The 24,269-nt window shown below is 64.6% G+C and carries 23 protein-coding genes; 13 read left to right on the top strand and 10 right to left on the bottom strand.

Features of this window, described 5'->3' with window-relative positions; all coding sequences use genetic code 11:
* Positions 1–23: 23 nt before the first annotated feature.
* The 3 genes from RAD15_RS35590 (at position 24) to RAD15_RS35580 (ending at position 2,868) form a co-directional block, all read left to right on the top strand.
* Positions 24–1,244, top strand: a complete 1,221-nt coding sequence (locus RAD15_RS35590) for a cytochrome P450 (RefSeq protein WP_458183385.1) — start codon at positions 24–26, stop codon at positions 1,242–1,244.
* 12 nt (positions 1,245–1,256) lie between these two features.
* Entirely contained in the window at positions 1,257–1,580 is a 324-nt protein-coding gene (locus tag RAD15_RS35585) for a 2Fe-2S iron-sulfur cluster-binding protein (protein ID WP_458183384.1), read from the top strand.
* Positions 1,581–1,656: 76 nt separating this feature from the next.
* Complete coding sequence (locus tag RAD15_RS35580) at positions 1,657–2,868, top strand: ABC transporter substrate-binding protein (RefSeq protein ID WP_458183383.1); 1,212 nt, start codon at positions 1,657–1,659, stop codon at positions 2,866–2,868.
* A 213-nt stretch (positions 2,869–3,081) separates the two neighbouring features.
* On the opposite strand, the gene RAD15_RS35575 is transcribed toward RAD15_RS35580, so the two are convergent.
* Positions 3,082–4,344 (bottom strand): NAD(P)/FAD-dependent oxidoreductase, encoded by a 1,263-nt coding sequence (locus tag RAD15_RS35575; RefSeq protein ID WP_458183382.1) that lies wholly within the window; start codon positions 4,342–4,344, stop codon positions 3,082–3,084.
* A gap of 325 nt (positions 4,345–4,669) precedes the next feature.
* On the opposite strand from RAD15_RS35575, the gene RAD15_RS35570 reads away from it, so the two are divergent.
* The gene (locus tag RAD15_RS35570) at positions 4,670–5,842 is read left to right on the top strand and encodes an ABC transporter substrate-binding protein (protein WP_458183381.1); all 1,173 of its coding nucleotides are present in this window, start codon (positions 4,670–4,672) and stop codon (positions 5,840–5,842) included.
* 181 nt (positions 5,843–6,023) lie between these two features.
* Here the strand turns inward: RAD15_RS35570 and RAD15_RS35565 are convergent, their stop codons facing one another.
* The 9 genes from RAD15_RS35565 to RAD15_RS35525 all read right to left on the bottom strand — a co-directional run bounded on the left by RAD15_RS35565 (position 6,024) and on the right by RAD15_RS35525 (position 15,152).
* On the bottom strand, positions 6,024–7,895 hold the full coding sequence (locus tag RAD15_RS35565; protein WP_458183380.1) for a bifunctional sugar phosphate isomerase/epimerase/4-hydroxyphenylpyruvate dioxygenase family protein: 1,872 nt from the start codon (positions 7,893–7,895) through the stop codon (positions 6,024–6,026).
* Positions 7,892–8,629, bottom strand: coding sequence for an ABC transporter ATP-binding protein (locus RAD15_RS35560; protein ID WP_458183379.1), 738 nt, complete (start codon positions 8,627–8,629; stop codon positions 7,892–7,894). The genes RAD15_RS35565 and RAD15_RS35560 overlap by 4 nt, the downstream gene beginning before the upstream one ends.
* Positions 8,630–8,639: 10 nt before the next feature.
* Positions 8,640–9,383, bottom strand: a complete 744-nt coding sequence (locus RAD15_RS35555) for an ABC transporter ATP-binding protein (RefSeq protein WP_458183378.1) — start codon at positions 9,381–9,383, stop codon at positions 8,640–8,642.
* Positions 9,380–10,378: a branched-chain amino acid ABC transporter permease gene (locus RAD15_RS35550; RefSeq protein WP_458183377.1), complete on the bottom strand. Its 999-nt coding sequence runs from the start codon at positions 10,376–10,378 to the stop codon at positions 9,380–9,382. Before RAD15_RS35550 ends, RAD15_RS35555 begins: the two co-directional genes overlap by 4 nt.
* On the bottom strand, positions 10,375–11,250 hold the full coding sequence (locus tag RAD15_RS35545; RefSeq protein WP_458183376.1) for a branched-chain amino acid ABC transporter permease: 876 nt from the start codon (positions 11,248–11,250) through the stop codon (positions 10,375–10,377). Before RAD15_RS35545 ends, RAD15_RS35550 begins: the two co-directional genes overlap by 4 nt.
* A 183-nt stretch (positions 11,251–11,433) precedes the next feature.
* Complete coding sequence (locus RAD15_RS35540; protein ID WP_458183375.1) at positions 11,434–12,564, bottom strand: ABC transporter substrate-binding protein; 1,131 nt, start codon at positions 12,562–12,564, stop codon at positions 11,434–11,436.
* A 58-nt stretch (positions 12,565–12,622) separates the two neighbouring features.
* The gene (locus RAD15_RS35535; RefSeq protein ID WP_458183374.1) at positions 12,623–13,501 is read right to left on the bottom strand and encodes a shikimate dehydrogenase; all 879 of its coding nucleotides are present in this window, start codon (positions 13,499–13,501) and stop codon (positions 12,623–12,625) included.
* 142 nt (positions 13,502–13,643) lie between these two features.
* Positions 13,644–14,582: a LysR family transcriptional regulator gene (locus tag RAD15_RS35530; protein WP_458183373.1), complete on the bottom strand. Its 939-nt coding sequence runs from the start codon at positions 14,580–14,582 to the stop codon at positions 13,644–13,646.
* 393 nt (positions 14,583–14,975) lie between these two features.
* A complete protein-coding gene (locus RAD15_RS35525; protein ID WP_458183372.1) occupies positions 14,976–15,152 on the bottom strand; it encodes a hypothetical protein in 177 nt (58 codons plus the stop codon).
* Positions 15,153–15,318: 166 nt separating this feature from the next.
* Between RAD15_RS35525 and RAD15_RS35520 the strand changes: the two genes are divergently transcribed.
* From RAD15_RS35520 to RAD15_RS35480, 9 genes are all read left to right on the top strand, one after another.
* Positions 15,319–16,047 carry a LuxR family transcriptional regulator gene (locus RAD15_RS35520; RefSeq protein WP_458183371.1) on the top strand — a complete coding sequence of 243 codons (729 nt, stop codon included), beginning with the start codon at positions 15,319–15,321 and terminating at the stop codon, positions 16,045–16,047.
* A gap of 88 nt (positions 16,048–16,135) precedes the next feature.
* Positions 16,136–16,792, top strand: a complete 657-nt coding sequence (locus RAD15_RS35515) for an acyl-homoserine-lactone synthase (RefSeq protein ID WP_458183370.1) — start codon at positions 16,136–16,138, stop codon at positions 16,790–16,792.
* Position 16,793: 1 nt separating this feature from the next.
* Positions 16,794–17,012, top strand: coding sequence for a hypothetical protein (locus tag RAD15_RS35510; protein ID WP_458183369.1), 219 nt, complete (start codon positions 16,794–16,796; stop codon positions 17,010–17,012).
* Positions 17,013–17,323: 311 nt separating this feature from the next.
* A complete protein-coding gene (locus RAD15_RS35505; RefSeq protein ID WP_247324607.1) occupies positions 17,324–18,241 on the top strand; it encodes a branched-chain amino acid ABC transporter permease in 918 nt (305 codons plus the stop codon).
* Positions 18,238–19,182 carry a branched-chain amino acid ABC transporter permease gene (locus RAD15_RS35500; RefSeq protein ID WP_458183368.1) on the top strand — a complete coding sequence of 315 codons (945 nt, stop codon included), beginning with the start codon at positions 18,238–18,240 and terminating at the stop codon, positions 19,180–19,182. The genes RAD15_RS35505 and RAD15_RS35500 overlap by 4 nt, the downstream gene beginning before the upstream one ends.
* A complete protein-coding gene (locus RAD15_RS35495; protein WP_458183367.1) occupies positions 19,175–19,942 on the top strand; it encodes an ABC transporter ATP-binding protein in 768 nt (255 codons plus the stop codon). The genes RAD15_RS35500 and RAD15_RS35495 overlap by 8 nt, the downstream gene beginning before the upstream one ends.
* Positions 19,935–20,648 (top strand): ABC transporter ATP-binding protein, encoded by a 714-nt coding sequence (locus RAD15_RS35490; RefSeq protein WP_458183366.1) that lies wholly within the window; start codon positions 19,935–19,937, stop codon positions 20,646–20,648. The genes RAD15_RS35495 and RAD15_RS35490 overlap by 8 nt, the downstream gene beginning before the upstream one ends.
* Positions 20,649–20,897: 249 nt before the next feature.
* On the top strand, positions 20,898–21,677 hold the full coding sequence (locus RAD15_RS35485) for a helix-turn-helix transcriptional regulator (RefSeq protein ID WP_458183365.1): 780 nt from the start codon (positions 20,898–20,900) through the stop codon (positions 21,675–21,677).
* 110 nt (positions 21,678–21,787) lie between these two features.
* A complete protein-coding gene (locus RAD15_RS35480) occupies positions 21,788–24,079 on the top strand; it encodes a TonB-dependent siderophore receptor (protein ID WP_458183364.1) in 2,292 nt (763 codons plus the stop codon).
* The last annotated feature ends 190 nt before the right edge of the window (positions 24,080–24,269 follow it).

Genomic DNA, 24,269 nt, shown 5'->3' with positions numbered 1-24,269 from the left:
GGTCAAAATGAGGGAGATCTCCCATGACCGCATCCGGCTCCCCTGGTTCGACGAGCTCCGCTTCCGTCCCACATCTCGACGTCGATCCTTTCGCCATGAACTTTTTTGCCGACCCGTATCCCACGCACGAAGTGCTGCGCGAAGCTGGGCCGGTGGTCTATCTCGACAAGTGGAACGTCTACGGCGTGGCGCGCTATGCCGAGGTCCATGCCGTGCTGAACGATCCCGCCACCTTCTGCTCCAGCCGCGGTGTCGGCCTCTCCGACTTCAAGAAGGAGACGCCGTGGCGGCCGCCGAGCCTGATCCTGGAGGCCGATCCGCCCGCGCACACTCGCACCCGCGCCGTGCTGTCAAAGGTGCTGTCGCCGACCGCGATGAAGCAGGTGCGCGACCGTTTTGCGGCGGCGGCAGAGGAGCGGGTGGATGCGCTGATCGAACGACGCAGCTTCGATGCGATCGCCGATCTCGCCGAGGCGTACCCGCTCTCGATCTTCCCCGATGCGCTCGGGCTGAAGGCCGAAGGCCGCGAGCATCTGATTCCCTATGCGAGCGTCGTGTTCAACGCGTTCGGCCCGCCCAACCAGCTCCGCCAGGAGGCGATCGAACGTTCGATGCCGCACCAGGCCTATGTTGCCGAGCAGTGCCAGCGCGAGAACCTCGCGCCCGGTGGCTTTGGCGCCTGCATTCATGCGCAGGTCGACGATGGCGCCATCACGGCCACCGAGGCACCGCTATTGGTCCGCTCGCTGCTGTCGGCGGGCCTTGATACCACCGTCAACGGCATCGGTGCGGCCGTGTACTGCCTCGCGCGCTTCTCCGATCAGTGGCAGCGGCTGCGCAATGACCTCTCGTTGGCGCGCGGTGCCTTCGAGGAGGCCGTGCGATTCGAGAGTCCGGTCCAGACCTTCTTCCGTACCACCACGCGCGAGGTCGATCTCGCGGGTACGACGATCGGCGAGGGCGAAAAAGTGCTGATGTTCCTCGCCGCCGCCAATCGTGACCCGCGACGCTGGGACAGCCCGGATAGCTACGACATCACCCGTCGTACCTCCGGCCATGTCGGCTTTGGCTCGGGCATCCACATGTGCGTCGGCCAGCTGGTCGCCCGCCTCGAAGGTGAGGTGATGCTGACAGCGCTGGCGCGGCGGATCGCGAAGATCGAGATCACGGGCGAGCCGAAACGGCGCTTCAACAACACGCTGCGCGGGCTCGACAGCCTGCCGGTCACCATTACCCCGGCCTGACGAGGAGCCTTGATGCCTGCCATCACGTTCATTCATTCCGACGGCAAGTCCGACCGCGTCGAGACCAGCGAAGGCGAAAGCGCCATGCAGGCTGCGACCCGTCACGGCCTCGACGGCATTCTGGCCGAATGCGGCGGCAACGCGATGTGTGCGACCTGCCATGTCTATGTCGACGACGCCTGGCTCGCGCGCCTGCCTGCCATGGCCGGCGACGAAGACGCCCTGCTCGACGGCACCGCCGCCGAGCGACTGCCGGCGAGCCGGCTGTCCTGCCAGATCAAGGTCACGCCCGATCTCGACGGGCTCGTGGTGAAGCTGCCGGCGCGGCAGGTCTGAATTTCCAGGAGAGCCTGACTTTTCAAATGCGCCGGCAACGACCGGCGCGGCAATGGATCAAAAGGGGAGGGAAACGATGAAACACCTGAAATGGACGCTCGCGCTGGCCGCGAGCCTGGTGACCGGCGCGGCGAGCGCCGAGATCTCCGACAATGTCGTGCGCGTCGGCGTGCTCAACGACATCTCCGGCATCTTCCAGGACACCAACGGCATGGGCTCGGTCGAAGCCGCGCGCATGGCGGCAGAGGATTTCAACGGCGGCGGCAAGGGCATCAAGGTCGAGATCGTCTATGCCGATCACCAGAACAAGGCCGATGTCGGCAACGCCATTGCGCGCAAATGGCTCGACGTCGAGGGCGTCGATGCGATCGTCGACGTGCCGAACTCGGCGGTCGGCCTCTCCATCAACACGCTGCTGCGCGACAGCCGCATGACGTTTCTGGCCTCCTCGACCGCAAGCTCGGACCTCACCGGCAAGGCCTGCTCGCCCAACACCATCCAATGGGTCAACGACACCTGGGCGACCGGCAACACCACGGCGGCGGCAATGGTCTCGCGCGGCGGCAAGGACTGGTACTTCCTCACGGTCGACTTTGCGCTCGGCAAGGGTATCGAATCGGAAGCGCAGAAATACATCGAGGCGCATGGCGGCAAGGTGATCGGCTCCTCCAAGCACCCGCTCGGCACCTCCGATTTCGCGTCCTTCCTGCTGCAGGCCCAAAGCTCGAAGGCCCAGGTGATCGGCCTTGCCAATGCCGGCGGCGATACCATCAACGCGGTGAAGCAGGCGGCCGAGTTCGGCATCCAGCAGGGCGGGCAGAAGCTCGTCGCCTTCCTGCTCTTCATCAATGACGTCCACGGTATGGGCATCAAGGTCGCCCAGGGCCTCCAGCTCATGGAAGCCTTCTACTGGGACATGAACGACGACACCCGCGCCTTCGCAAAACGCTTCGCCGCGCGGCCCGGCATGAACGGCAAGATGCCGAGCGGCAACCAGGCCGGCGTCTATGCCTCGACGCTCGCTTACCTCAACGCGGTCGCGGCGACCGGCAGCGACAATGCCAAGGACGCCGTCCCCGAGATGAAGAAGTTCAAAGGCAAGGACAAACTGTTCGGCGACACCACGATCCGCCAGGACGGCCGCGTCGTGCATCCGATGTACCTGTTCGAGGTGAAGAAGCCGGAGGAGTCGAAATATCCCTACGACTATTACAAGCTGGTCTCGACGATTCCGGCAGACCAGGCGTTCCGCCCGCTGGCGGAAGGCGGGTGCGAGTTGGTGAAGTAACAGCCGCGAGCGCGCTGCACCCTCTCCCCTTGTGGGAGAGGGTGGCTTCGCAAAGCGAAGCCGGGTGAGAGGTTCTCTCCTCACGGACACTCTGGCGAGTCGAGAGAACCCCTCATCCGGCGCCATAGCCGATGCAAAGCATCGGCGTTCTCAAGAACGGCGGCCGTAGGCCGCCTACGCCACCTTCTCCCACAAGGGGAGAAGGAAGAGAGCCTACACCACCTTGCTGCTTCCCTGCGTGATCAGCCTCGCTGCGCGCTGGTCGCGCGCGTAGATCCAGAGCCAGCTGAGCGCGACGCTGAGGCGGTGGCGCAGGCCGATCAGGAAGTAGATGTGGGCGATGCCCCAGATCCACCATGCGATGGTGCCGCGCAGTTTGAACTTGCCGAAATCGATCACTGCGAGGCGCTTGCCGATCTGCGCGAGGCTGCCGGCGTGCTTGTAGCGGAAGGCGCCCTTGTTCTCGCCGCGCAGGCGGGCCTTGATGGTCTCGGCGACATGCCGGCCCTGCTGCTTCGCCGCTGGCGCGATGCCCGGCACCGGCTTGCCCTCCCAGGCGTTGATGCTGATGGTGTCGCCGATCGCAAAGATCTCGGGATGGCCGGGGATGGTCAGATCGGCCTCGACCTGCGCGCGCCCGGCGCGATCGCTGGGTGCGCCCAGCCATTCGGCGGCGGGCGAGGCGCGCACGCCGGCGGCCCAGATTCGCGTCTTTGCCTCGAGCAGCTTGCCGCCGAACACCACGCCCTCACGATTGATCTCGGTGACGGCCTGCCCGAGCACGACCTCGACGCCGATCTTCTCCAGCGAGGCCTGCGCGTAAGCCGAGAGGTCGTCGGCGAAGCCCGCGAGCACGCGCGGCCCGGCCTCGACCAGCACCACGCGTGCCTTGGTCGTGTCGATGTTGCGGAAGTCCCCGGGCAAGGTGTGATGCGCCATCTCGGCGATGGTGCCGGCGAGCTCGACGCCGGTGGGACCGGCGCCGACGATGACGAAGGTCAGCCGCGCCGCGCGCTTGACCGGATCGGTCTCGCGCTCGGCGCGCTCGAACGCCACCAGGATGTGGCGGCGCAGCGTGGTGCCGTCCTCCAGCGTCTTCAGACCCGGCGCCCATGCCTCCCATTCATCGTGGCCGAAATAGGCGTGCCGCGCGCCGGTGGCGAGCACCAGCGTGTCGTAAGGCACCTCGCTGCCGTCGTCGATCAGCACGCAGCGCCTGTCGGCATCGACGCCGCTCACCGTCGCAAACAGCGTTGTCACTTCTGGCCGGTCGCGCATCAGGTGCCGGATCGGCCAGGCGATCTCGCTGGTGGCGAGCGAGGCGGTCGCGACCTGGTAGAGCAGTGGCTGGAACAGATGATGATTGCGGCGGTCGATCAGCGTGATGGCAACCGGGCTGCCGGCGAGCCGGTAGGTTGCCTCCAGCCCGCCGAAGCCGGCCCCGACGATGACGACGCGATGCGGTGTGGTGGTCATGATGATCGCCCTCGAATCTCGCTGCTCTACCTGTTCATTTAAGTGCGGATCGGGCCTCGCGGTCCAATAGCCGTCATCAATCGCCGGATAGGCTGGATGTATCGATCTGCGGCGAGAAAGCGCCGCACCATCCGGACCGGCCTTGGGCCGGCCTCGGCCGAAGTGAGTAGAATTATATTTCTTGCCATCGCCGATTGGTGCGAAATATGGTGCAGGGGCGGGCGCTGAGCCATTGGCGGCTCGACAGATTTTGCGTTCAATAGAGACAGACCCGGGGCGGCGATCACCTCGTTTCCGGGATCGATAATAAAGGAGGGGAGTGGTTATGAGGACGGCATTCTGGCTGGCGGGCGCAGCGGCGCTGGTGCTGGCGAGCCCGGCATTCGCCGGCGACACCATCAAGATCGGTTTCGTTTCGACCTTCAGCGGCCCGACCGCCGTGATCGGCAACGACATGCGCAACTCCTTCGAGCTGGCGCTGGATCACATCGGCCGCAAGATGGACGGCAAGCCGGTCGAGGTGATCTACGAGGACGACGGCCAGAAGCCCGACGTCGGCAAGCAGAAGACCGAGAAGCTGGTGCAGTCCGACAAGGTCGATTTCATCGTCGGCTACATCTGGTCGAACGTGCTGCTCGCCTCGCTCAAGACCGCGGTGGATTCGCAGACCTTCCTGATCTCGGCCAATGCCGGCCCGTCGCAGCTCGCGGGCGAACTCTGCTCGCCTTACGTGTTCTCGACCTCCTGGCAGAACGACCAGACGCCCGCCGCCATGGGCCTCTACATGAACCAGAAGGGCGTCAAGAGCGTGTTCCTGATCGGCCCGAACTACGCGGCGGGCAAGGACATGCTCGCGGGCGTGAAGAGCACCTTCAAGGGCGAGGTCAAGGGCGAGGAATACACGGTCTGGCCGAGCCAGCTCGACTTCTCCGCCGAGCTCTCCAAGGCGCGTGCCTCGGGCGCGGAATCGATCTTCGTGTTCTATCCGGGTGCTGCCGGCGTGCAGTTCCTCAACCAATATGCGCAGGCCGGCCTGAAGAGCACGATGCCGCTCTACACCGCCTTCACGGTCGACGAGCTCTCGCTGCCGCTGCAGAAGGAAAACGCGCTTGGCGTTCCCGGGGCGCAGGAATGGGTCAACGACCTCCCCAACGAGCAGAACAAGCGCTTCGTTGCCGACTACCGCAAGAAGTATCCCGGCCTGCGTCCGACCTATTATGGCGCGCAAACCTATGACGCGGCCCAGCTCATCAACAGCGCGGTGGTCGCCGTGAAGGGCGACACCAGCAAGAAGGCCGAGATGAAGGCCGAGATGGAGAAGGCCAACTTCAAGTCGCTGCGCGGCGCGTTCAAATACGGCAAGAATCACATCCCGGTGCAGAGCTTCTATCTCCAGGACGTGGTCAAGGACGGCGAAGGCCAGCTCTCGCTGAAGACGGTCGCGACAATCGTGGAGAACGACCAGGATCGCTTCCACGACAAGTGCGCGATGAAGTGAGCTGAACGCCACGAGCGGGATCCGCCTTCTCCCCTTGTGGGAGAAGGTGGCGCGAAGCGCCGGATGAGGGGTTGTTTCCGCAGAACAACTTCTATCGAGGGCGTGGAGAGAGACCCCTCACCCGTCTCGCCGCTACGCGGCGAGCCACCCTCTCCCACAAGGGGAGAGGGTCAGAGGCGACCTACACCCGCGGCATGCTCGCGGGGCGCACTTCGCGGGCTTGTGCTGCCAGCCTGATGCCGGCATTGGCTGCGCCAAATCCCTGATAGTCCCGCCGCTCCACGATCTCGAAGAAGAAGCGCTCGTCGAAAATGTGGGTGTAGACCTGGAAGAACTCGCCGTCGCCCTCGCGGTCGTAGAGGATGTGGTTGGCGCGCAGTTGCGCCATCAGGTCGGGCGCGAGGTCGTATTTGGCTTCGATGTCGTCGTAGTAATTGGCGGGGATGTCCAGGAAATCCGCGCCGCGCTTGCGCATCTCTGCGACCGTCGCGAAGATATTCTTGCACGAGAACGCGACGTGCTGCACGCCCGAGCCGAAGAACTCCGAGATGAAGCGTGCCGGCAGGGTACGGTTGGCGGAGGAGCCGTTGAGCACGAAGCGCAGGCTCTGGTCGGCGTTGATGATGGCCTGGCTCTGCACGAGGCCGCGGGGGTCGGCGATCTCCATCTGGGGCAGGCGCTTGAGGTCGAGGATGCCGGTGTAGAACAACAGCCAGGACAGCATCTCGTCATAGGGCATCGACTGCGCGATGTGGTCGACGGCGAGCAGCGCGTCCGCGCTCGCATCGCTCGCAACCGGCTCGAAGTCGGTGTCCCAGTTCTTGCCGGCCTGGTCGAGGAAATAAAGCAGGCTGCCGCCGACGCCGTGAATCGCGGGAATCTCCAGCTCGCCCGGCCCGACCGGCTGGTAGAAGGTGCGCGCCTTCAATGTCTCGGCGCGCTGCATGGCAAGGCCGGCATTGTCGACGTCAAGCGCGATCGCGCAGACGCCGGGGCCATGGGTGACGTAGTGCGAATGCGCAAAGCCATCGGTCTCGCAATTGATGACGAGCTCGACCTTGCCCTGCGACCAGCGCTCCACCGCCTTGCTGCGATGCTTGCCGGTCTTGCGGAAACCGAGCTGCGCGAGCAGGCGCGCCAGCTCGCCCGCCTTGGTTTCGTTGACGGCGAACTCGATGAATCCCGTGCCGCGGCTTTTGGCCTTCGGCGCCAGCGGCTCGCTGACGAGCTTCGGCCAATCCGGCGCGAGCTGGTCCTCCAGCAGGATCAGCGAACGCAGGCCGTCGACCGCGGTCTGCGCGGCCGAGCCGGCGCGGAACTGGTCGTTGAAGATTTCCAGTGACAGCGGCCCGGCATAGCCGGTCGCCGCGATTGCCGTCATGAACTCGCCGACCGGCAGGTCGCCCTGGCCGGGGAAGGAGCGGAAGTGCCGGCTCCACGAGAGGATGTCGAGCTCGAGCTTCGGTGCATCCGCAAGCTGGACCAGGAAGATCTTGTCGCCGGGAATCGAGGCCATCGCGCGGACCGGGAAGCCGGGTGCCAACGCGTGAAAACTGTCGAGGATGACGCCGATCGCGGGGTGATCGGCGCGGCGCACGATCTCCCAGGCGTCGCGGTAGTCGTTGACGTGGCGGCCCCAGGCCAGCGCCTCGTAGCCGACGCGCAAGGAGCGTTTGGCCGCGCGCTCGCCGAGCTCGCGAAAATCGTCCGCGGCGCGGTCGATGCCGCCAAGCGAGCTTGGCGAGACGTTGGAGCAGATCAGCAGCAGGTCGGTGCCGAGCTCCTGCATCAGGTCGAACTTGCGTTCCGCGCGGGCAAAGTTGCGCGCACGCTGCGGCTCCGGCATGCCCTCGAAATCGCGGAACGGCTGGAACGCACAGATCTCGAGATTGAGGTCCTTGCAGAACTTTGCGATGTCGCGCGGGCCTGCGCCGAACGACAGCAAATCGTTCTCGAAGATCTCGACCGCGTCGAACCCGGCCGATGCGATGGCGCGAAGCTTCTCGTCCAGTGCGCCTGAGAGGGAAACGGTGGCGATTGAGCGCTTGTTCATGCTGCGTTGTCCTCCATGGCACCGCCGAGGAAGAGCTGGCCGATGCGTGGATCGTTGAGGATGCGCTCCGCCTTGTCGACCATCCGGGTCTGGCCGAGCTCGAGCACGATGCCGATGTCCGAGATTTCCAGCGCCGAGCGCGCGTTTTGCTCGATCATCAGGATGGTGACGCCGCGGTCGCGCAGGCTTTTGAGGATGTCGAAGGTCTGCTGCACCATCAGCGGTGACAGGCCGATCGAAGGTTCGTCGACCAGTACCAGCTTCGGCTCGAGCAGCAGCGAGCGGGCGATCTCCAACTGCTTCTGCTCGCCGCCGGAGAGCGTGGACGCCTGCTGGGTCGATTTGCGGCGCAGCGCCGGGAACAGATCGAGGGCCGCTTCGATCCGCTCGGGCAGGTCGAGGCCCTTGCCGGCGGCGACGCCGCCGAGCTCGATATTGTGGCGCACCGACAGCTCGGGAAAGATGTTGCGGCCCTGCGGCACGTAGCAGATGCCGGCATTGAGCAGGGCGCGCTGGCTTAAGTTCGTGACGTCGCGGCCGGCAAAGCTGATCTTGCCCTCGCGCAGCTTCAACAGGCCGAAGATCGCCTTGAACACAGTGGACTTGCCGGCGCCGTTCGGGCCGATGATGGTGGTGATGGTCGCCTGCGGTACGGCGAAGGTCGTGCCGTTCAAAATCGTCATCTTGCCGTAGCCGCCGACGAGATTGTGAACCGAGAGAATTGGCTCGCTCATGATGGGCTCCTCAATGTCCCAGATAGGCTTCGATGACGGCGGGGTTCTTGCGGACCTCGTCGGGCCGCCCCATCGCCAGCACCTTGCCTTCCGCCATCACCATCACGCGCGAGCACAGCGACATCACGAACTCCATGTTGTGCTCGATCACGACGAAGGTGGCGTTCTTCTCGCGGTTGATCGCGACCAGGCGATCCTTCAGGTCCGCCAGCATCGACGGGTTGACGCCGCCGGCGGGCTCGTCGAGCAGAACGAGGCGCGGGCCGCCCATGAAGGCCATGGCGGCGTCGAGCAGCTTCTGCTGGCCGTAGGAGAGGCCGCCGGCCGGCTCGTCAGCGAGATGGTCGAGCTTGAAGAAGCCGATCATCTGGTTGGCGACGTCGGTCAGTCCGGCATCGGAGCGGCCGACGAGGCGCGCAGCCATGCTGCCCTGGTGCTCCTGTCCCGCAAGGATCAGGTTCTCGCGCACCGAGAGCTTTGGAAACACCTGCAGCAGCTGGAAGGTGCGGCTGACCCCGAGCTTGTTGAGCTCGGAGGGGCGCAGGCCCGTGACCACCTTGCCGTCGAGCTTCACCTCGCCGCCTGATGGCGTGAGCTGGCCGAGGATGCAGTTGAACAGGGTCGACTTGCCGCAGCCGTTCGGGCCGATCAGGCCGAGGATCTCGCCCTCGCGGACGTCGAAGGACACGCCGTCGACGGCGCTGATACCGCCGAAGTTCTTCTTGATCTCGGTGACTTCCAGCACTGCGCTCATTGCACCGTCTCCAGGCGCGACTTCGCGACGGCGCGCAGCGCGGAGGCCGCCTTGGTGCGTCGCGCAGCCATGTAGCGATCGAGGATTCCAAGGATGCCGGTGGGCGACCAGATCAGCAGCAGCATCACCGCAATCGCGTAGAGCATCAGATAATAGCCTTCGGTGAAGCGCAGCCATTCCGGCAGCAGCACCGCGATCATCGAGCCCAGGAACGGGCCGAAATAGAACCCGGCGCCGCCGACGATCACCATCATCAAGAGATCGAGCGAGAGCGACAGGTTGAAGGGGACAGGGTCGATATACTGCGTCAGCGGCGCGTAGAGCGCACCGGCGACGCCGCCAAGCGCCGAGCCGATCGCGAACGCCATCAGCGTGTAGCGCCGCGTGTCGATGCCGAGCGATTGCGCGCGCAGCGGGTTTTCGCGCAGCGCCATGAAGGCGCGGCCCCAGGGCGAGCGGATCAGCCACCACACCGCCAGCGACACGATCGCGAGCGAGCCGAGGCAGACATAGTAGAACGGCAGCGGCTTGTTGGTCGCGAACCCGAAGATATGCGGGCGCGGGATGTTGGAGATGCCGTAGATGCCGCCGGTGAGCCAGCTCTCGTTGCGGAACACCAGGAAGGCGAGTGTCGAGAAGGCTAGCGTGACGAAGGCGAGATAGTGGTGCTGCACGCGCAGCGCAGGATAGCCGAGCACCCAGCCGACTGCGAAGCTGAGCGCGATCGCAACCAGGATCGCCGCCGGCAGCGGCCAGCCATGGGTCGTCATGATCGCGGCGGCATAGGCGCCGATGCCGACGAAGGCGCCCTGCGCCAGCGACACCTGGCCGGCATAGCCGAGCGTGAGGTTGAGGCCCATCGCGGCGATGGTCATCACCGCCCATTGACTCAGGATGAACAGGCCGTAGCGGTTGAAGTTCATGGGAACGATGATCAGGCCGGCGATGACGATGAGGCCGAGCGCGATCTTCAGGGGTTTGCCGAAGCGGCTCATACCGTGCGCTCCTCGGCGCGGCCGAGCAGTCCTTGCGGCCGGAACAGGATGACGACGATCAGGAAGATCAAGGGCACCGCCGCGCGGTATTGCGTCGAGACGTAGCTCGCGGCGAGATTGTCGAGCACGCCGATCAGGAGGCCGCCGGCGATCGCACCGCGCACCTGGTTGAAGCCGCCGACGATCGCGGCAATGAACGCCGCCTGGCCCAGCACTTCGCCGGAGGAGAACTTTGCCAGATAGATCGGCGTGATCAGCAGCGAAGCCAGCGCGACCAGGAAGGCGTTGATCAGGAAGGTCAGGAGGATCATCCGCTCGACCGGTACGCCGATGATGCGCGCCACCGTCGGGTTCTGCGCCGCCGCCTGCATCTGGTGGCCGAGCGAGGTGCGGTTGAGCAGCGTGGTCAAGCCGAGGACGGCAAGAATGGCGACGACGAGAACGCCGATGCTTTGCAGCGAGACGGAATGGCCGAGGATGGAGATGTCGCCAGTCGGCACGACCGACGGGAACGGCGAGGCTTCCGCGCTGAAAAACTGCTTCACGGCCTCCTTGAGGCCAATCGCGAGCGCCATGGTGGCGATGGCGAGCGGCAGCACGCCATGGCGCATCATCGGATCGACCAGCAGCATCTTGAAGGCGAGGCCGAGCAGGATCATCGACAGCAGGATGCCGAGGATGATCGCGAGCCAGAACGGCGCGCCGGCATGCATCGTCGCTAGCATCAGGAACGCCGGCAGCATCACGAACTCGCCTTGCGCGAAATTGATGGTCTGCGAGGTCTGCCACAGCAGCGTGAAGCCGACCGCGACCAGCGCATAGATCGCGCCGGTGGCAAGTCCCGCGACCAGAAGATCGAACAGGTTGGACATTTTCCCCTCTCTCCTCCCCCTCTCCCCTCTCTCCTCCCCCTCTCCCCGCTTGCGGGGAGAGGGTTGGGGTGAGGGGGAGTCTCCGCGAATTCGGTGACAGTTGGACTCGCGGAAGCTCCCTCTCACCCGGAATTTGCTGCGCAAATCCCGGCCTCTGCCCGCAAGCGGGGAGAGGCGAAGACCTCACTTCACCTTCGGCAGCACCTGCTTCACGACCTGCTTGCCTTCGACCACCTCGACCAGAAAGCTCTGGCGGTCGATGTCGCCGGTCTCGCTGAACGTGACGTCCATCAGGATACCCGGCTCCTCAGTGGCCTTGATGGTGAGGCCATGCAGCGTGTCGGCGAAGGCCTTGGAATCGACCTTGCCCATCTTCTCGGTGGTGGCTTTCACCATATAGACCGCGAGATAGCCCTTCAGGCCGTTGTGATCAGGGACGTAATTGTACTTCTTCGAGAACTTGTCGCGGAACGCCTTGATCAGGTCGACTGGCGCGTCCGTGGTGAGGCCGACATGGCCGCGCGCGCCGTTGGCGGCCTCGCCCGCGAGCTCGATCACCTTCTGGCCGATCAGCGTGGTCTCGCCCATCAGCGGCGCGGTGACGCCCTGGCGCTTCAGCTCTTTCAGGATGCGCGCGCTCTCTTCCTCGTTCAGGTAGACGAACACGGCATCGGGATTGGCAGCCTTGATCTTGCCGACGTCGGCGGCGAAATCGGCTTGGCCCGCTTCGGTCGAGAGGTCGGCAACCACCTTGGAGCCGAGCCGGTCGAGTTCCTTGACCACGACGTCGCGGCCGCCGCGGCCGAAGTCGTTGTTGACCCAGACCACCGCGACGGTCTTCGCCTTCATGTCGTCGTGAATGTACTTTGCGACCTTCGGCATCGAGGACTGCTGGCCGAACGAGGTGCGGAACAGGAGCTTGTTGCCGGCTTGTGTCAGCTCGGCGGCTTCGCCGCCCATGATCTGCGCGATGCCGGCTTCGGCCGCGAGCGGCGCCGTCACCTTCACAGAGCCGGAATAGCCGGGTCCGAGCAGCACGTAGGGCTCGGCGTCGAGCGCCTTCTGCACCTGGGCGCGGGCGACGCCGGGGTTGGACTGCGAGTCGGCGTGGGTGACCTCGAGCTTGCGGCCGAGCACGCCGCCCTTGGCGTTGATCTCCTCGATCGCGAGGTCGATGCCGTTCTTCCAGTTGGCGCCGACGGTGGCGCCGCCGCCTGAGAGCTCGGCGACGTCGGCGAGCTTGATCGCCTGGGCGTGGACGCTGGTTGCAGTCGCGAAGGCAAGCAGGGCGCCTGCCAGCAGAGTCGATTTCATGGTCTCTCCTCCCGGTTTTCGTTGATGTTGTCCGCGGCCTTGTGTCCGGCCGCTTCGGTTACGCTGCGTGATAGGTCGAACTTCGTGCCGCCATCACCTCGTCGAATGCCTCTCCCATGACCTCGGTCGATGGGGCAAGGCCCGTGAACAGTTCGAACGCGTCGGCGGCCTGATAGATCGCGAGCTCCCGCCCGGTCATGATCTTCGCGCCCTTGGCTTTGGCCGCCGCCAGCAGCGGCGTGATCAGCGGCGAATAGACGGCGTCGGCGACCCACAGGCTTTCGCGCAGCAGCGAGGCGGGGACCGGGGTGTCCCGGTTCGGCAGCATGCCGACCGGCGTGCCGTTGACGAGGCCGGTTGCACCCTCGAGCGCGTCCTTGACACTCGTGGCGACCCGGGCGCCACCGTGCCTGGCCAGCAGCGCGGCGAGTTTTTCGGCGCGTGCCGGCTCGCTGTCGAAGATTCGGAGGTCCGTCACCTCAAGGCTCGCCAGCGCAAAGGCGATCGCCTTGCCGACGCCGCCGGTGCCGATCACGGCCACTGCATTTCCGGAGGGCGCCAGCAGCGGCGCGACGGCGCGTGCAAAGCCCGTCGTGTCGGTGTTGTGGCCGATCAGGCGGCCGTCCTTGACGACGACGGTATTGACCGCCGCCATGGTCGCCGCCGCAGGTGCCAGCTCGTCGAGCAGCGGGACCACCGCCTCCTTGTAGGGAAAGGTCACATTGACGCCGGCAAAGCCGAGCCGCCGCACGCCTTCGAGCATCATGCTGAGCCCGGTCGCATCGGCGCCGGCGACCTCGATGAGCTGGTAGTGGCCGCGCAGGCCGAGCGCCTCGGCGGCGCGCTCGTGCATGGCGGGGGAGGCGGAATGCGCAATCGGCGCACCGATCAGGCCGGTGAGGAGCTTCTTGCTGGCGGCGTATCCGCGCTTGGACATGTTGCTATCGTCTCGTTCGGGAGCGTTCGGTTCCGGCCATTAGCCGGCAAATCCGCGCAATTCCAAGGGGGGTCGGGGTGCGACGATAGTCTTTCCCTTGCCTAACACAATTACCCTTTTGTCCTGCAAACCTAACATAATGTTATTTCTTCCGCCCGCGCGCCTGCGCAGGCTTGCCGTTGCCGCGAGACGGCTCGATGGCGCGCATCTCGGCGCGCAGGGACTCGATGAAATACTCGGCATGGAGCGACAGCGGCGTGCCGCGCTTGACTGCGATATAGGTGTCGAACTTCGTCGGCTCGGTGATCTTCACCAGCTCGATCCCGGGATAGCCGCCATGGGCCACCGTGAACTGGTCGATGATGGCGATGCCGAGGCCCGCCTTTACCAGCGCGCAGACCGTGGTGCCGAAGCGCGCGCGGATGGTGATGTTGTAGTCGAGGCGGTTGCGCGCGAAGATCCCGGCCATGATCCGGCCGTAGGGATCGTTCGGATCGATGCCGATCAGCGGATAGCGGGTGATCTCCTCGGCGGAGACCTGCTTGCGGCCTGCGAGTTCGTGACCGGGCGGCACGATGCAATAGAGCTCGCCCGAGGCGAGCGGAATGAAGTCGAGCCCGGAATGCTCCAGCCGGTAGCTCATCGCCACGCACTCGCCGCGGCCGAGCATGAGATAGTCGATGGCTTCCTCGAGCTTGAGAACGTTGATGTCGATGCCGAGATCGGGATAGCGGCGGCGGACGCGCTCGATCGCGCGCGGTACCATCACCTGCGAGATGCTCGGCACCGAGCCGATGCGCAGTTCCGACAACCCGCCCCGGCCGATCTTGGAGATGATCTCGGAGAGGTCGTCGACCTTCTTGTAGACGCCGTTGATCTGCTCGAAGATGTTCTCGGCTTCCGGCGTCGGGAAATAGCGCCCGTTCTGGCGCTGGAAGAAACGGATGCCGAGCGAGCGCTCGGTGTATTTGACGAGGCGGCTGATGCCGGGTGCCGAGACGTTGAGCAGCTTCGCCGCGCCGCCGATGGTCCCCGTCACCATCACGGCACGGATCACTTCAACCTGGCGCAGCGTCATCATATCCTGGGCACCCGAAAGACAATCATGGCGGCGATCATCTCACGAGAGCCGTGATGTCATCCAGCGGCAAGTGTGTGCGTCAGTGCGGAGGGCGCGGTAGTCGTTCTCGTGTCCCGGAAGCGCTGCAACGCCTTTAGCGTTGCGGCGCAGAGCCGGGACCCAGAAAGCCGGTGAGGAAGTCGCGGATGGATGGGCCCCGGCTCTGCAGCGCATCGTCGAGGCGACGCTGCGCTGCGTCCGGGGCACGAGCGCGACTGGGTTCGTCAGCGTTCTGCATAAAGGAGATGGAAGGGCGACTTCGCGGTCAGATTGTTTCGACTAAAATCAGCGCGTTCAAATGGAAGGGCGGCGTCGCGCGACCAGTTCGTCGGCGTCGTTTGCTGCAGCTGCGTTCTAGCTTGCCGGGCCCTCGGGCGAAGCGCTGTCAGTCAGCTCCGTGCGCTCGCTTTGCAGCACCTCGCGTGCGAACTCGATGATCTTCTGCTTGTTTGCCGTCTCGCGGACGGCGAAAAACACGCGGTTCAATTCCAGGCCGAGCACGCTGTTGAGGGCGATGTCCTCGTCTTCCATCGTGGTTTTCCCGCTTCAGACGCCTTCAGGTGTATCTTGAGGTCATTTCTTCCACAAGTAGATTAAATCTTCGGAGCCGATGAGGCCGGTAAACTACGGGAGGAGCGAATTGAGGCGGCCCCCAAATACGTGCTATACGGGACGGTGTGGGCCAGGAAACGCACCGATGTCCGCCGTAGATTATGGCCGGGAAGCGCTCGACTTCATCGAGGGGCTGGGAGCCTATACCAAGGTTCCGGACGCTATGGACGCGCTCGCCACCGCGTTCAGCCGCTACGGATTCGAGCACATCATCGTGACGGGTTTGCCCAATCCCGATCAGCGTTTCGCGCAGATGGTGCTTGCCAAGCGCTGGCCGGCAGAGTGGTTCAGCCTCTACACCGAAAAAAGCTACGACCGCGTCGATCCCGTGATCCGCAAGTGCCGGCAGACGGTGAATCCCTTCGAATGGTCGGAAGCTCCCTATGATGCGGAGTTCGAACCGGGCGCCGCCGAAGTGATGCGGCGTGCCGCCGATTTCCGCATGTCGCGCGGTTTCGTCGTGCCGATCCACGGCTTGACCGGTTATGAAGCCGGCGTCTCGCTTGGCGGCGTTCATCTCGATCTCAATGCCCGCAGCAAACCGGCGCTGCACCTGATCGCGATGTACGGCTTCGATCACATTCGCCGTCTGCTCGCTCCGGCGCCGCATGCCTTGGCGCGTTTGACCCCGCGCGAGCGCGAGGTGCTCGCCTGGGCCTCGCAGGGCAAGTCGGCCTGGGAAATCGGCGAGATCCTGCACATCACGCAGCGCACGGCCGAAGAACATCTCGCAACCGCTGCGCGCAAGCTCGGCGCCGTCAACCGGACGCATGCGGTTGCGATCGCAATCCGCCAGAGAATCATCACTCCCTGAAACCCGCGCCTACTGGGAAATTTCCCAATAGTCGGTTTGGCGGTTTTCCATGAGGATTCCCCCGTTATTTCAAGCAATGGGGGAATATATGATTCATGTGATTTCTGCCGCGAACCGGCACCTCTACGAGGACGTCCTCGAGCAGCATTTCAGGTTGCGTCACGAGATTTTTGTCGAGGAGCGGAAGTGGGAGGCGCTGCGCAAGCCCGACGGCCGCGAGATCGACGCCTATGACAATGACGATGCGATCTATCTGCTGTCGCTTGAAAACCGGCGTGTGCTCGGCGGCTCCCGCCTGTATCCGACCACCAAGCCGACCATGATGAGCGAGGTCTTCCCGCATCTGGCGGCGGTACGGGGCTGCCCTGCGAATCCGCTGGTCTGGGAGTGGTCGCGCTTCTTCGTGTCGCGCGAACGCCGCGACGGCGCGCTGAACCTGCAACTGATGGCGGCGGCGCAGGAGTTCTGTCTCGATCAGGGCATCGAGCGTCTCTGCCTCGTCATGGAGACGTGGTGGCTGCCGCGCTTCCACGACATCGGTTTCGTCGTCACGCCGCTGGGATTGCCGGCGCTGATTGAGGATTCCTGGACCATGGCCGCAACGATCGAGGTCCGCCAGGAGTCGCTCGATGTGGTGCGCCACCGTATCGGGATGAAGAATGTCGTGCGCCAGGACGGCCCGCGTCTTGACGCTGTCGCCCGTGCCAACCTCTGCGGCCTCGCCGCACAACGAAAGAGCGCCTGAGATGTCGAACATGATGCGGGACAGCCAGATCATGGCGCAGACCAAGGACGAGAACCTCGGCTACATGTCCGACATGGCGCTCGAATTGGCGCAGATGGCGGAGGATACCGGATTGGCGACGCTCGCCTATCTGTTCCGGATGGCGGCGCTGGAAGCGTCGACGGCCAACACCGTGCTCGCCGACCCGGATGACCTTCCCCGGCAGATGACGTCGCACTAGACGCATCCTCCTTAACCTTCCGATGAAATGCCCACCCTCTTCCCGGCAACGGGGGAGGGTGATCGTTTGGGTGCGGCAGGTTGCCCCATCCCGTGCGGCAGCCTTCTTGCAAGGATGCGTTTTGCAAGGATGCGTTCGATCGCATGCACCGGCATGCAACAAAGTGCATGTTTGGGGTCGAATCGCTCTTGCCTCGGAACGATACTGCCATTACCCATTTTTCCGCCTTGAAGAGGCAGGGGGAGCTCTTTCACTGATGGCGACTGTGTTCGAACATCGGCGCGCGTCCGGATGCGCCTGAAAGAGTCTTGATGCTGCTCGTCGTCGAACAGTTCTTGAACGGATTGCAGTTCGGCCTGCTGCTGTTCCTGCTCGCCGCCGGCCTGACGCTGGTGTTCGGGATCATGGATCTCGTCAACCTCGCGCACGGCTCGCTCTATATGATGGGCGCCTATTTCGCCGCGACCTTCGCCGCCTGGACCGGCAGCTTCCTGCTCGGCGCGCTGCTGGCGCTTGGCGCGACGCTGGTGCTCGGCATCGTGCTCGAGATGAGCGCGCTGCGGCATCTCTACGGGCGCGACCATCTCGACCACGTGCTCGCGACCTTCGGCCTGATCCTGTTCTTCAATGAAGCCGTGCGGCTGATCTGGGGCCCGGCGGGTCTCGCGCTGCCGCTGCCGGCCTGGCTCACCGTGCCGGTGCCGATCCTGCCCGGCATCCACTATCCCGCCTATCGCCTCGCCATCATCGCGGTGGCGCTGCTCGTTGCGCTGCTGCTCTATCTCGGCGTGATGCGTACCCGCATCGGCATGCTGATCCGCGCCGGCGCCTCCAACCGCGAGATGATCGGCGCGCTCGGCATCAACATCAAGCTGCTCTACACGCTGGTGTTCGGTCTCGGTGCCGCGCTCGCCGGCCTTGCCGGCCTGATGCAGGCGCCGATCCTCACCGTGCAGATCGGCATGGGCGAGAACATCCTGATCCTCGCCTTCGTCATCATCGTGATCGGCGGCATCGGCTCGATCCGCGGCGCATTCCTGGCCGCGATCTTCGTCGGCATGATCGACACGCTCGGCCGCGCCTTCTTGCCGAACCTGTTGCGGCAGGTGCTGAGCGGCGCCGCTGCCTCCACCGCCGCGCCCGCGCTGTCGTCCATGCTGATCTACCTGCTGATGGCGATCGTGCTGGTGGTGCGGCCGGAGGGGCTGTTTCCGGCCAACCGTCGATGAAGAGTTTCACTGTGAGCAAGGCCGTCACGGCCCTGATGCTGGCGGGCCTCGTGCTGCTGCCGCTCTATTCGCATCTCTCCGGCAACATCTTCATCCTGACGCTGTTCACCCGCATCGTCATCCTGGCGCTGGCGGCCGCGAGCCTCAACCTCATCATGGGCTTTGGCGGTATGATGAGCTTTGGCCACGCCGCCTATCTCGGCATCGGCGGCTACGCCGTCGGCATGCTCGCGCAAGAGGGCGTAGGTTCCGGCTTCATCCAGTTTCCGGTCGCGCTCGCGGCCTCCGCGATCTATGCGCTGGTGATTGGCGCGCTTTCACTTCGCACCCGCGGCGTCTATTTCATCATGATCACGCTCGCCTTCGCGCAGATGGCCTATTACGTCGCCTCGGGGCTGGCGCGCTATGGCGGCGACGACGGCCTCACCGTCTACAAACGCAGCGACTTTTCCGGGCTGATCAATCTGTCGAACCGCACGCAGTTCTATTATCTCTGCCTCGCTTGTCTGTTCGGTGTCATCTTCCTGATCTGGCGCATCGTCAATTCGCGCTTCGGCCTCGTCCTGCAGGGCCTGCGCTCCAACGAGCAGCGCATGCAGGCGATCGGCTTCCCCGCAAAACGCTACCAACTGGTCTGCTTCGTCATCTCGGGCACGATGTGCGGCCTTGCCGGCGCGCTGCTCGCCAACAACACCGATTTCGTCAGCCCGGCGGTGATGTACTGGACGCGCTCCGGCGACCTCATGGTGATGGTGATTCTCGGCGGCATGGGCACGCTGTTCGGCCCTGTCATGGGCGCGGTGGTGTTTTTGCTGCTGGAAGAGTTTCTGTCGCAGATTACCGAATATTGGGCGCTCATCATGGGCCCGCTGCTGCTGCTGATCGTGCTGTTCGGGCGCGGCGGCATCATGGGCATGCTGGGGAGGGCTGGCCGTGGCTGAACCCCTGCTCCGCGTCGAAAAGCTGGTGCGTCGCTTCGGCGGCATCATCGCGACGGACAATGTCTCGCTCGACGTCGCGGCCGGTGAGCTGCACGCCATCATCGGCCCGAACGGCGCCGGCAAGACCACGCTGATCAGCCAGCTCACCGGGCATCTGGCGCCGCATTCCGGCAGCGTCTCGCTGGCGGGGCGCGACATCACCTATCTGCCGGCCTATCGCCGCTGCGCGCTGGGCCTCGCGCGTTCGTTCCAGATCACCTCGCTGCTGCTCGACTTCACCGCCGCCGACAATGTCGCGCTGGCGGCGCAGGCGCATGCCGGCACCTCGTTCCGCTTCTTCGCCAACGCGCGCAAGGAGAAGGGGCTGCGCGATGCCGCGCATGCCGCGCTCGATCGCGTCGGTCTGGCTCATCGCGCCGATGTGCTGGTGTCGAAGCTGAGCCATGGTGAGCGGCGCCAGATCGAGCTTGCTGTTGCGCTCGCCAGCAAGCCGAAATTGCTGCTGCTCGACGAGCCGATGGCCGGTCTCGGCGTCACCGAATCCCAAGGCATGGTGAAGCTGCTTCAGGAGCTGCGGAAAGAAGTTTCGATCGTGCTGGTCGAGCACGACATGCCGGCGGTGTTCGCACTCGCCGACCGCATCTCGGTGCTGGTCTATGGCCGCGTCATCGCCTCGGGCGATCCGGCCGCGATCCGCCGGAACGAGGACGTCAAGCGCGCCTATCTCGGCGATCAGCATGTGGTGACGCATCATGGCTGACGCGCTGCTCGACGTCGACGGCATCGAGACCTGCTACGGCCTCAGCCAAGTGCTGTTCGGCCTGTCGCTGTCGATCAAGCCCGGCGAGATGGTCTCGCTGATGGGCCGCAACGGCATGGGCAAGACCACGACGATCCGCTCGATCATGGGCCTGACGCCGGCCCGCGCGGGCACGATCCGTTTCGCAGGGACTGAAGTCAGGCAGCTGCCGTCGTACAGAATTGCAAAACTCGGCGTTGGCCTGGTTCCCGAGGGACGCCAGATCTTCCCGAACCTCACCGTGCGCGAGAATCTCGTTGCGGCCGCCGCCGATCGCTTCGGCAGCAGCAATCCCTGGACGCTGGCTGCGATCTACGTGCTGTTCCCGCGCCTTGCCGAACGCGCGTCCAACATGGGCAACCAGCTCTCCGGCGGCGAGCAGCAGATGCTCGCCATCGGCCGCGCGCTGATGACCAACCCGAAACTCCTGATTCTCGATGAGGCGACCGAAGGCCTCGCGCCGCTGATCCGCGAAGAGATCTGGAACTGCCTGTCGCTGCTCAAGAGCCGTGGACAGTCGATCCTCGTCGTCGACAAGAACGTCGATCACCTCGCCCGCATCTGCGACCGCCATTACATCATCGAGCGCGGCAAGACGGTGTGGAGCGGAACGTCCGGCGAGCTGATGGCCGAGCCGGATCTCCAGCATAAATATCTGGGAATCTGACGCGCTCATTGTGCGGGCTGCGGCGGATCGTCCCACGCGCAAACCCTGCTTCGAGCAAATCCAGTTTCGAACCCCTCCAAACTGCGCGCGGAGGTCTTGAGCGCTCCGCCGCCAGCGGCCAAGGTCGCGGCGTAAGCGGATGCGATGCGGGACTTTTACGATCAAATTGTCGGACGGCCTCAAGACGACATCGGTTCCGCACAGCCCGGCGCTTCAACAGCAGCCCAATGGCTGGATTTTCCGGGCTGCGTGTTCGTCAGAGGTGAGTTTCGAGCCGACGTCGATGGGCCCGCGATCGTTTCGCCCGGCTTGTTCATCACGGTGGCGTTCGACGACGGCACGGGTCGCGGCAGTCTGACGCGCGCAACCGGCGGTGAAAGGCAGATGACGGCAATTGCCGTGCGTGAAGCCCTCACCATGGACGGCCCGCTTCGATGTGGCGAGCGTCCCGCGATAGGCCTGGCGCTTCCCCAAACCTCCATCGATGGGCTCGGACTCGGCGATGCGTTTCGGGCGCTGTTCAAGGACGACGGGGCGGGCGCGGCCACCGTCTCGCTGAAGGCGTCCGCGCGCATACAGGCCGTCGCGGCAGAAATGTTCTCGCCGCCGGTCGCCGGCAACGCGGCGCAATTGTTGCTGTCGGCGCATGCCGCCGAGATCGTCGTCCACGCCTTGTTCAGCGAGCGTGGCCGGATCGCGGTCGATCCGGCGGCCGACCTCCAGCGCATGCGGTTGCAATCGGTCAAGGAGCAGATGGACGCCGATCTCGCCTATCCCTGGAGCATCGACGAGCTGGCGCGGAACGCAGGGCTGAGCCGCCGGTCCTTCAACCAGAAATTCCGGATGGCGTATGGAGAGAGCGCGATCGATTATCTGAGAGCCATGCGGCTCGATGCCGCACGTGCGCTGCTGATTCATCAGCGCTTGTCTGTCACCGAGGCGGCCTATCGAGTCGGCTATGCCCATCCGGCCAATTTCGCGACGGCCTTCCGCAGACGTTTCGGCCATTCGCCGAGTCGCTATCAGTAAACTTGAAAGCCTCCACGTCCGATCAAAGGTGATTTGCGCGCGCGCAAAGGCGGCGGTCGCCTCGATCTGGTTACTCCCCGGTTATTCGAACACGGAACTCGGGGAAGACGATGAGGCGCGACGACGGGCAGACGCTCGGCTGGGAACGGATGATGAGGGCCGGCTTTGGAATAGCTGGCTTGGGAGTGGTGCTGCACGCGGCGCCTTCGGCCGCACAGGTCTCCGGGACCAATTCGGGATCGACGGCAGGGACGTTGCCGCCCGTCACGGTGGAAGCACCGAACCAGACGCGTCCGCGTGCGCAGTCTTCCCAGCGCGCCTCACAACCGTCGCGCGGCCGCGTCGCGACGCAGCGCAATGCCGGGGCCGCGCAAGGCCGGAATTCGGGCGCGAGCGAGCCAGACGCTGGCCGCGCCAGGGGCTCCAGCGAGAACAGTTATGTCGCAAGCGGCAGCTCGGCCGGTACGAAGACGAACACACCATTGCTTGAGACGCCGCAGTCGATCTCGGTCGTGACCCGCAAGGAGCTCAACGATCGCGCGGTGCAGACGCTGACGGAGGCCGTGGGCTATCAACCGGGCGTGCGCATCGACGCGTCAGGCTATGATCCGCGCTTCGACGCCATCTCGATCCGTGGCTTCGATATCACCTACAACGGCGTCTATCTCGATGGGCTGCGCCTCGTCGGCGCCGGTCTCGGCGTGTTCAAGACGGAGCCTTATGGCGCCGACAACATCACCGTGGTCCGCGGGCCGAGCTCGGCACTGTATGGCCTCGGTTCGCCCGGCGGATTGATCGACCTGCAGAGCAAGCTGCCGACCAGCCAGCCGTTTCACGAGGTGCAGACGCAGTTCGGCGACCGCGATCGCATTCAGGGCAATTTCGATTTCTCGGGTCCGGTCGATGCCAACGGCCAGTTTTCCTATCGGCTGACCGGCCTGGTGCGTGACGCCGACGTGTTCGTGCCCGGCGGCAAGGATAACAGGACCTACATCGCGCCTGCCGTCACCTGGAAGCCGGATCAATCGACGACCCTGACGATTCTCGGGTCCTATCAGAAATCGAAGACGCCCGGATCCATGTTCACCTATTCCACGGGCACCGGCACCGCCACGGACGTTTTCACCGGCAGCCCGTCCTATAATTCGCTCGACCAGGAACAGGGACGCGTCGGCTATTTGTTCGAGCACGCGTTCAACAACGACATCACTGTCCGCCAGAAATTCCGCTATGTCGATGTCGATGCGGTCACCCGCTATGTCGGCTTTCTCGGCGTTCCCGTGGGCAATGTGGTCTCGCGCTATACCGGCTTGGTTCACGATACGCTGCAATCGGCCATCATGGATAACCAGGTCGAGGCCAAGCTTTCGACCGGGCCGGTGCAGCACACGCTGCTGGTCGGCACCGACTACACCGCGTCGAAGTTCAACGACAGGCAGGGTTTTGGCTTCGGTGTCTCCGATCTCAATGTGGCCTCGCCGGTCTACGCGCCGGAAGCCATTCCCGATCCCGCGATCTCGTCCTCGACGCAGCAGCGACAGACCCAGTCCGGTGTGTATATCCAGGACCAGGCCAGGCTCGATCGCTGGATCCTGACATTGAGCGGCCGCAGCGACTGGGTCCGCACCACGGGCGAGGACCTGTTCGCGCTGACCCGGCAGCAGCAGTCCGATCAGGCCTATAGCGGGCGCGCCGGGCTGACCTATGTGTTCGATTCCGGCGTCGCGCCCTACGTCGCCTATTCGACGTCGTTCTTTCCCAACCTCGGCGTCGATCCCACAGGCGCCTTCTTCAAGCCGACCACCGGCGAGCAGACTGAAGTCGGCATCAAGTATCAGCCGCAGGGGACGAGGAGCTTCATCACGGCCGCGGTGTTCGACCTGACCCAGAGCGGCGGCCTGGTCACGACCGGGACGGGCGTGACGGTCCAGCGCGGCGAGATTCAAAGCCGCGGCTTCGAGTTGCAGGGACTTGCGAGCCTCGGCGGTGGTTTCGACATCACCTCGTCGTACACTTATCTCGACATGGTGACCAAGCAGGCCGCGGACAGCACGACGATCGGCAAGTTTCCGTCCGGCAATCCGCCGCACACGGCGACGCTGTGGGGCAATTACGCCCTGCCGCTGGCCGGGCCGTTCGCGGGACTCAGCATCGGCACCGGCGTGCGCTACATGTCCTGGAGCTATGGCGACGACGCCAACACGTTCAAGAACAGCTCGGTGACGCTGGTCGACGCGGCGTTGAAATACGATTTCGGCCAGGCGGCGAGGGACCTGAAGGGCCTCACGTTCCAGGTCAATGCCAAGAACCTGTTCAATCTGCACTATACCACGTGTCAGGTCGGCTACTGCTACCGCGGTGCGCCGCTGACCGTCATCGCGACGCTCGGCTATCGCTGGTGAACTCTGGGAAGTGGCGTCCTGCCAAGCATTCAGTGTCGCCCAGGCCTTGTGCGCAATTGCGCGCTAGGGCCGATCGACATTCAGGATTCCCAAGTGGTTTGATCGCTGATTCATAGAGTTCCGTGATTCGACACGGAGCAGATGATGGCGGCGAAGCGATATGAGCTGACCGAGGCGCAATGGGCGAGGA

This window comes from Bradyrhizobium sp. 14AA (assembly GCF_054185205.1).
The sequence above is the reverse complement of the archived record's forward strand: the minus strand, read 5'-3'. Positions and strand labels throughout refer to the sequence as shown.

What these genes read in the sequence shown, in the direction of transcription:
- RAD15_RS35590 (WP_458183385.1), top strand. Translation starts at nt 24, where the DNA reads ATGACCGCATCCGGCTCCCCTGGTTCGACGAGCTCCGCTTCCGTCCCA.
- RAD15_RS35585 (WP_458183384.1), top strand. Translation starts at nt 1,257, where the DNA reads ATGCCTGCCATCACGTTCATTCATTCCGACGGCAAGTCCGACCGCGTC.
- RAD15_RS35580 (WP_458183383.1), top strand. Translation starts at nt 1,657, where the DNA reads ATGAAACACCTGAAATGGACGCTCGCGCTGGCCGCGAGCCTGGTGACC.
- RAD15_RS35575 (WP_458183382.1), bottom strand. Translation starts at nt 4,344, where the DNA reads ATGACCACCACACCGCATCGCGTCGTCATCGTCGGGGCCGGCTTCGGC.
- RAD15_RS35570 (WP_458183381.1), top strand. Translation starts at nt 4,670, where the DNA reads ATGAGGACGGCATTCTGGCTGGCGGGCGCAGCGGCGCTGGTGCTGGCG.
- RAD15_RS35565 (WP_458183380.1), bottom strand. Translation starts at nt 7,895, where the DNA reads ATGAACAAGCGCTCAATCGCCACCGTTTCCCTCTCAGGCGCACTGGAC.
- RAD15_RS35560 (WP_458183379.1), bottom strand. Translation starts at nt 8,629, where the DNA reads ATGAGCGAGCCAATTCTCTCGGTTCACAATCTCGTCGGCGGCTACGGC.
- RAD15_RS35555 (WP_458183378.1), bottom strand. Translation starts at nt 9,383, where the DNA reads ATGAGCGCAGTGCTGGAAGTCACCGAGATCAAGAAGAACTTCGGCGGT.
- RAD15_RS35550 (WP_458183377.1), bottom strand. Translation starts at nt 10,378, where the DNA reads ATGAGCCGCTTCGGCAAACCCCTGAAGATCGCGCTCGGCCTCATCGTC.
- RAD15_RS35545 (WP_458183376.1), bottom strand. Translation starts at nt 11,250, where the DNA reads ATGTCCAACCTGTTCGATCTTCTGGTCGCGGGACTTGCCACCGGCGCG.
- RAD15_RS35540 (WP_458183375.1), bottom strand. Translation starts at nt 12,564, where the DNA reads ATGAAATCGACTCTGCTGGCAGGCGCCCTGCTTGCCTTCGCGACTGCA.
- RAD15_RS35535 (WP_458183374.1), bottom strand. Translation starts at nt 13,501, where the DNA reads ATGTCCAAGCGCGGATACGCCGCCAGCAAGAAGCTCCTCACCGGCCTG.
- RAD15_RS35530 (WP_458183373.1), bottom strand. Translation starts at nt 14,582, where the DNA reads ATGATGACGCTGCGCCAGGTTGAAGTGATCCGTGCCGTGATGGTGACG.
- RAD15_RS35525 (WP_458183372.1), bottom strand. Translation starts at nt 15,152, where the DNA reads ATGGAAGACGAGGACATCGCCCTCAACAGCGTGCTCGGCCTGGAATTG.
- RAD15_RS35520 (WP_458183371.1), top strand. Translation starts at nt 15,319, where the DNA reads ATGTCCGCCGTAGATTATGGCCGGGAAGCGCTCGACTTCATCGAGGGG.
- RAD15_RS35515 (WP_458183370.1), top strand. Translation starts at nt 16,136, where the DNA reads ATGATTCATGTGATTTCTGCCGCGAACCGGCACCTCTACGAGGACGTC.
- RAD15_RS35510 (WP_458183369.1), top strand. Translation starts at nt 16,794, where the DNA reads ATGTCGAACATGATGCGGGACAGCCAGATCATGGCGCAGACCAAGGAC.
- RAD15_RS35505 (WP_247324607.1), top strand. Translation starts at nt 17,324, where the DNA reads ATGCTGCTCGTCGTCGAACAGTTCTTGAACGGATTGCAGTTCGGCCTG.
- RAD15_RS35500 (WP_458183368.1), top strand. Translation starts at nt 18,238, where the DNA reads ATGAAGAGTTTCACTGTGAGCAAGGCCGTCACGGCCCTGATGCTGGCG.
- RAD15_RS35490 (WP_458183366.1), top strand. Translation starts at nt 19,935, where the DNA reads ATGGCTGACGCGCTGCTCGACGTCGACGGCATCGAGACCTGCTACGGC.
- RAD15_RS35480 (WP_458183364.1), top strand. Translation starts at nt 21,788, where the DNA reads ATGAGGCGCGACGACGGGCAGACGCTCGGCTGGGAACGGATGATGAGG.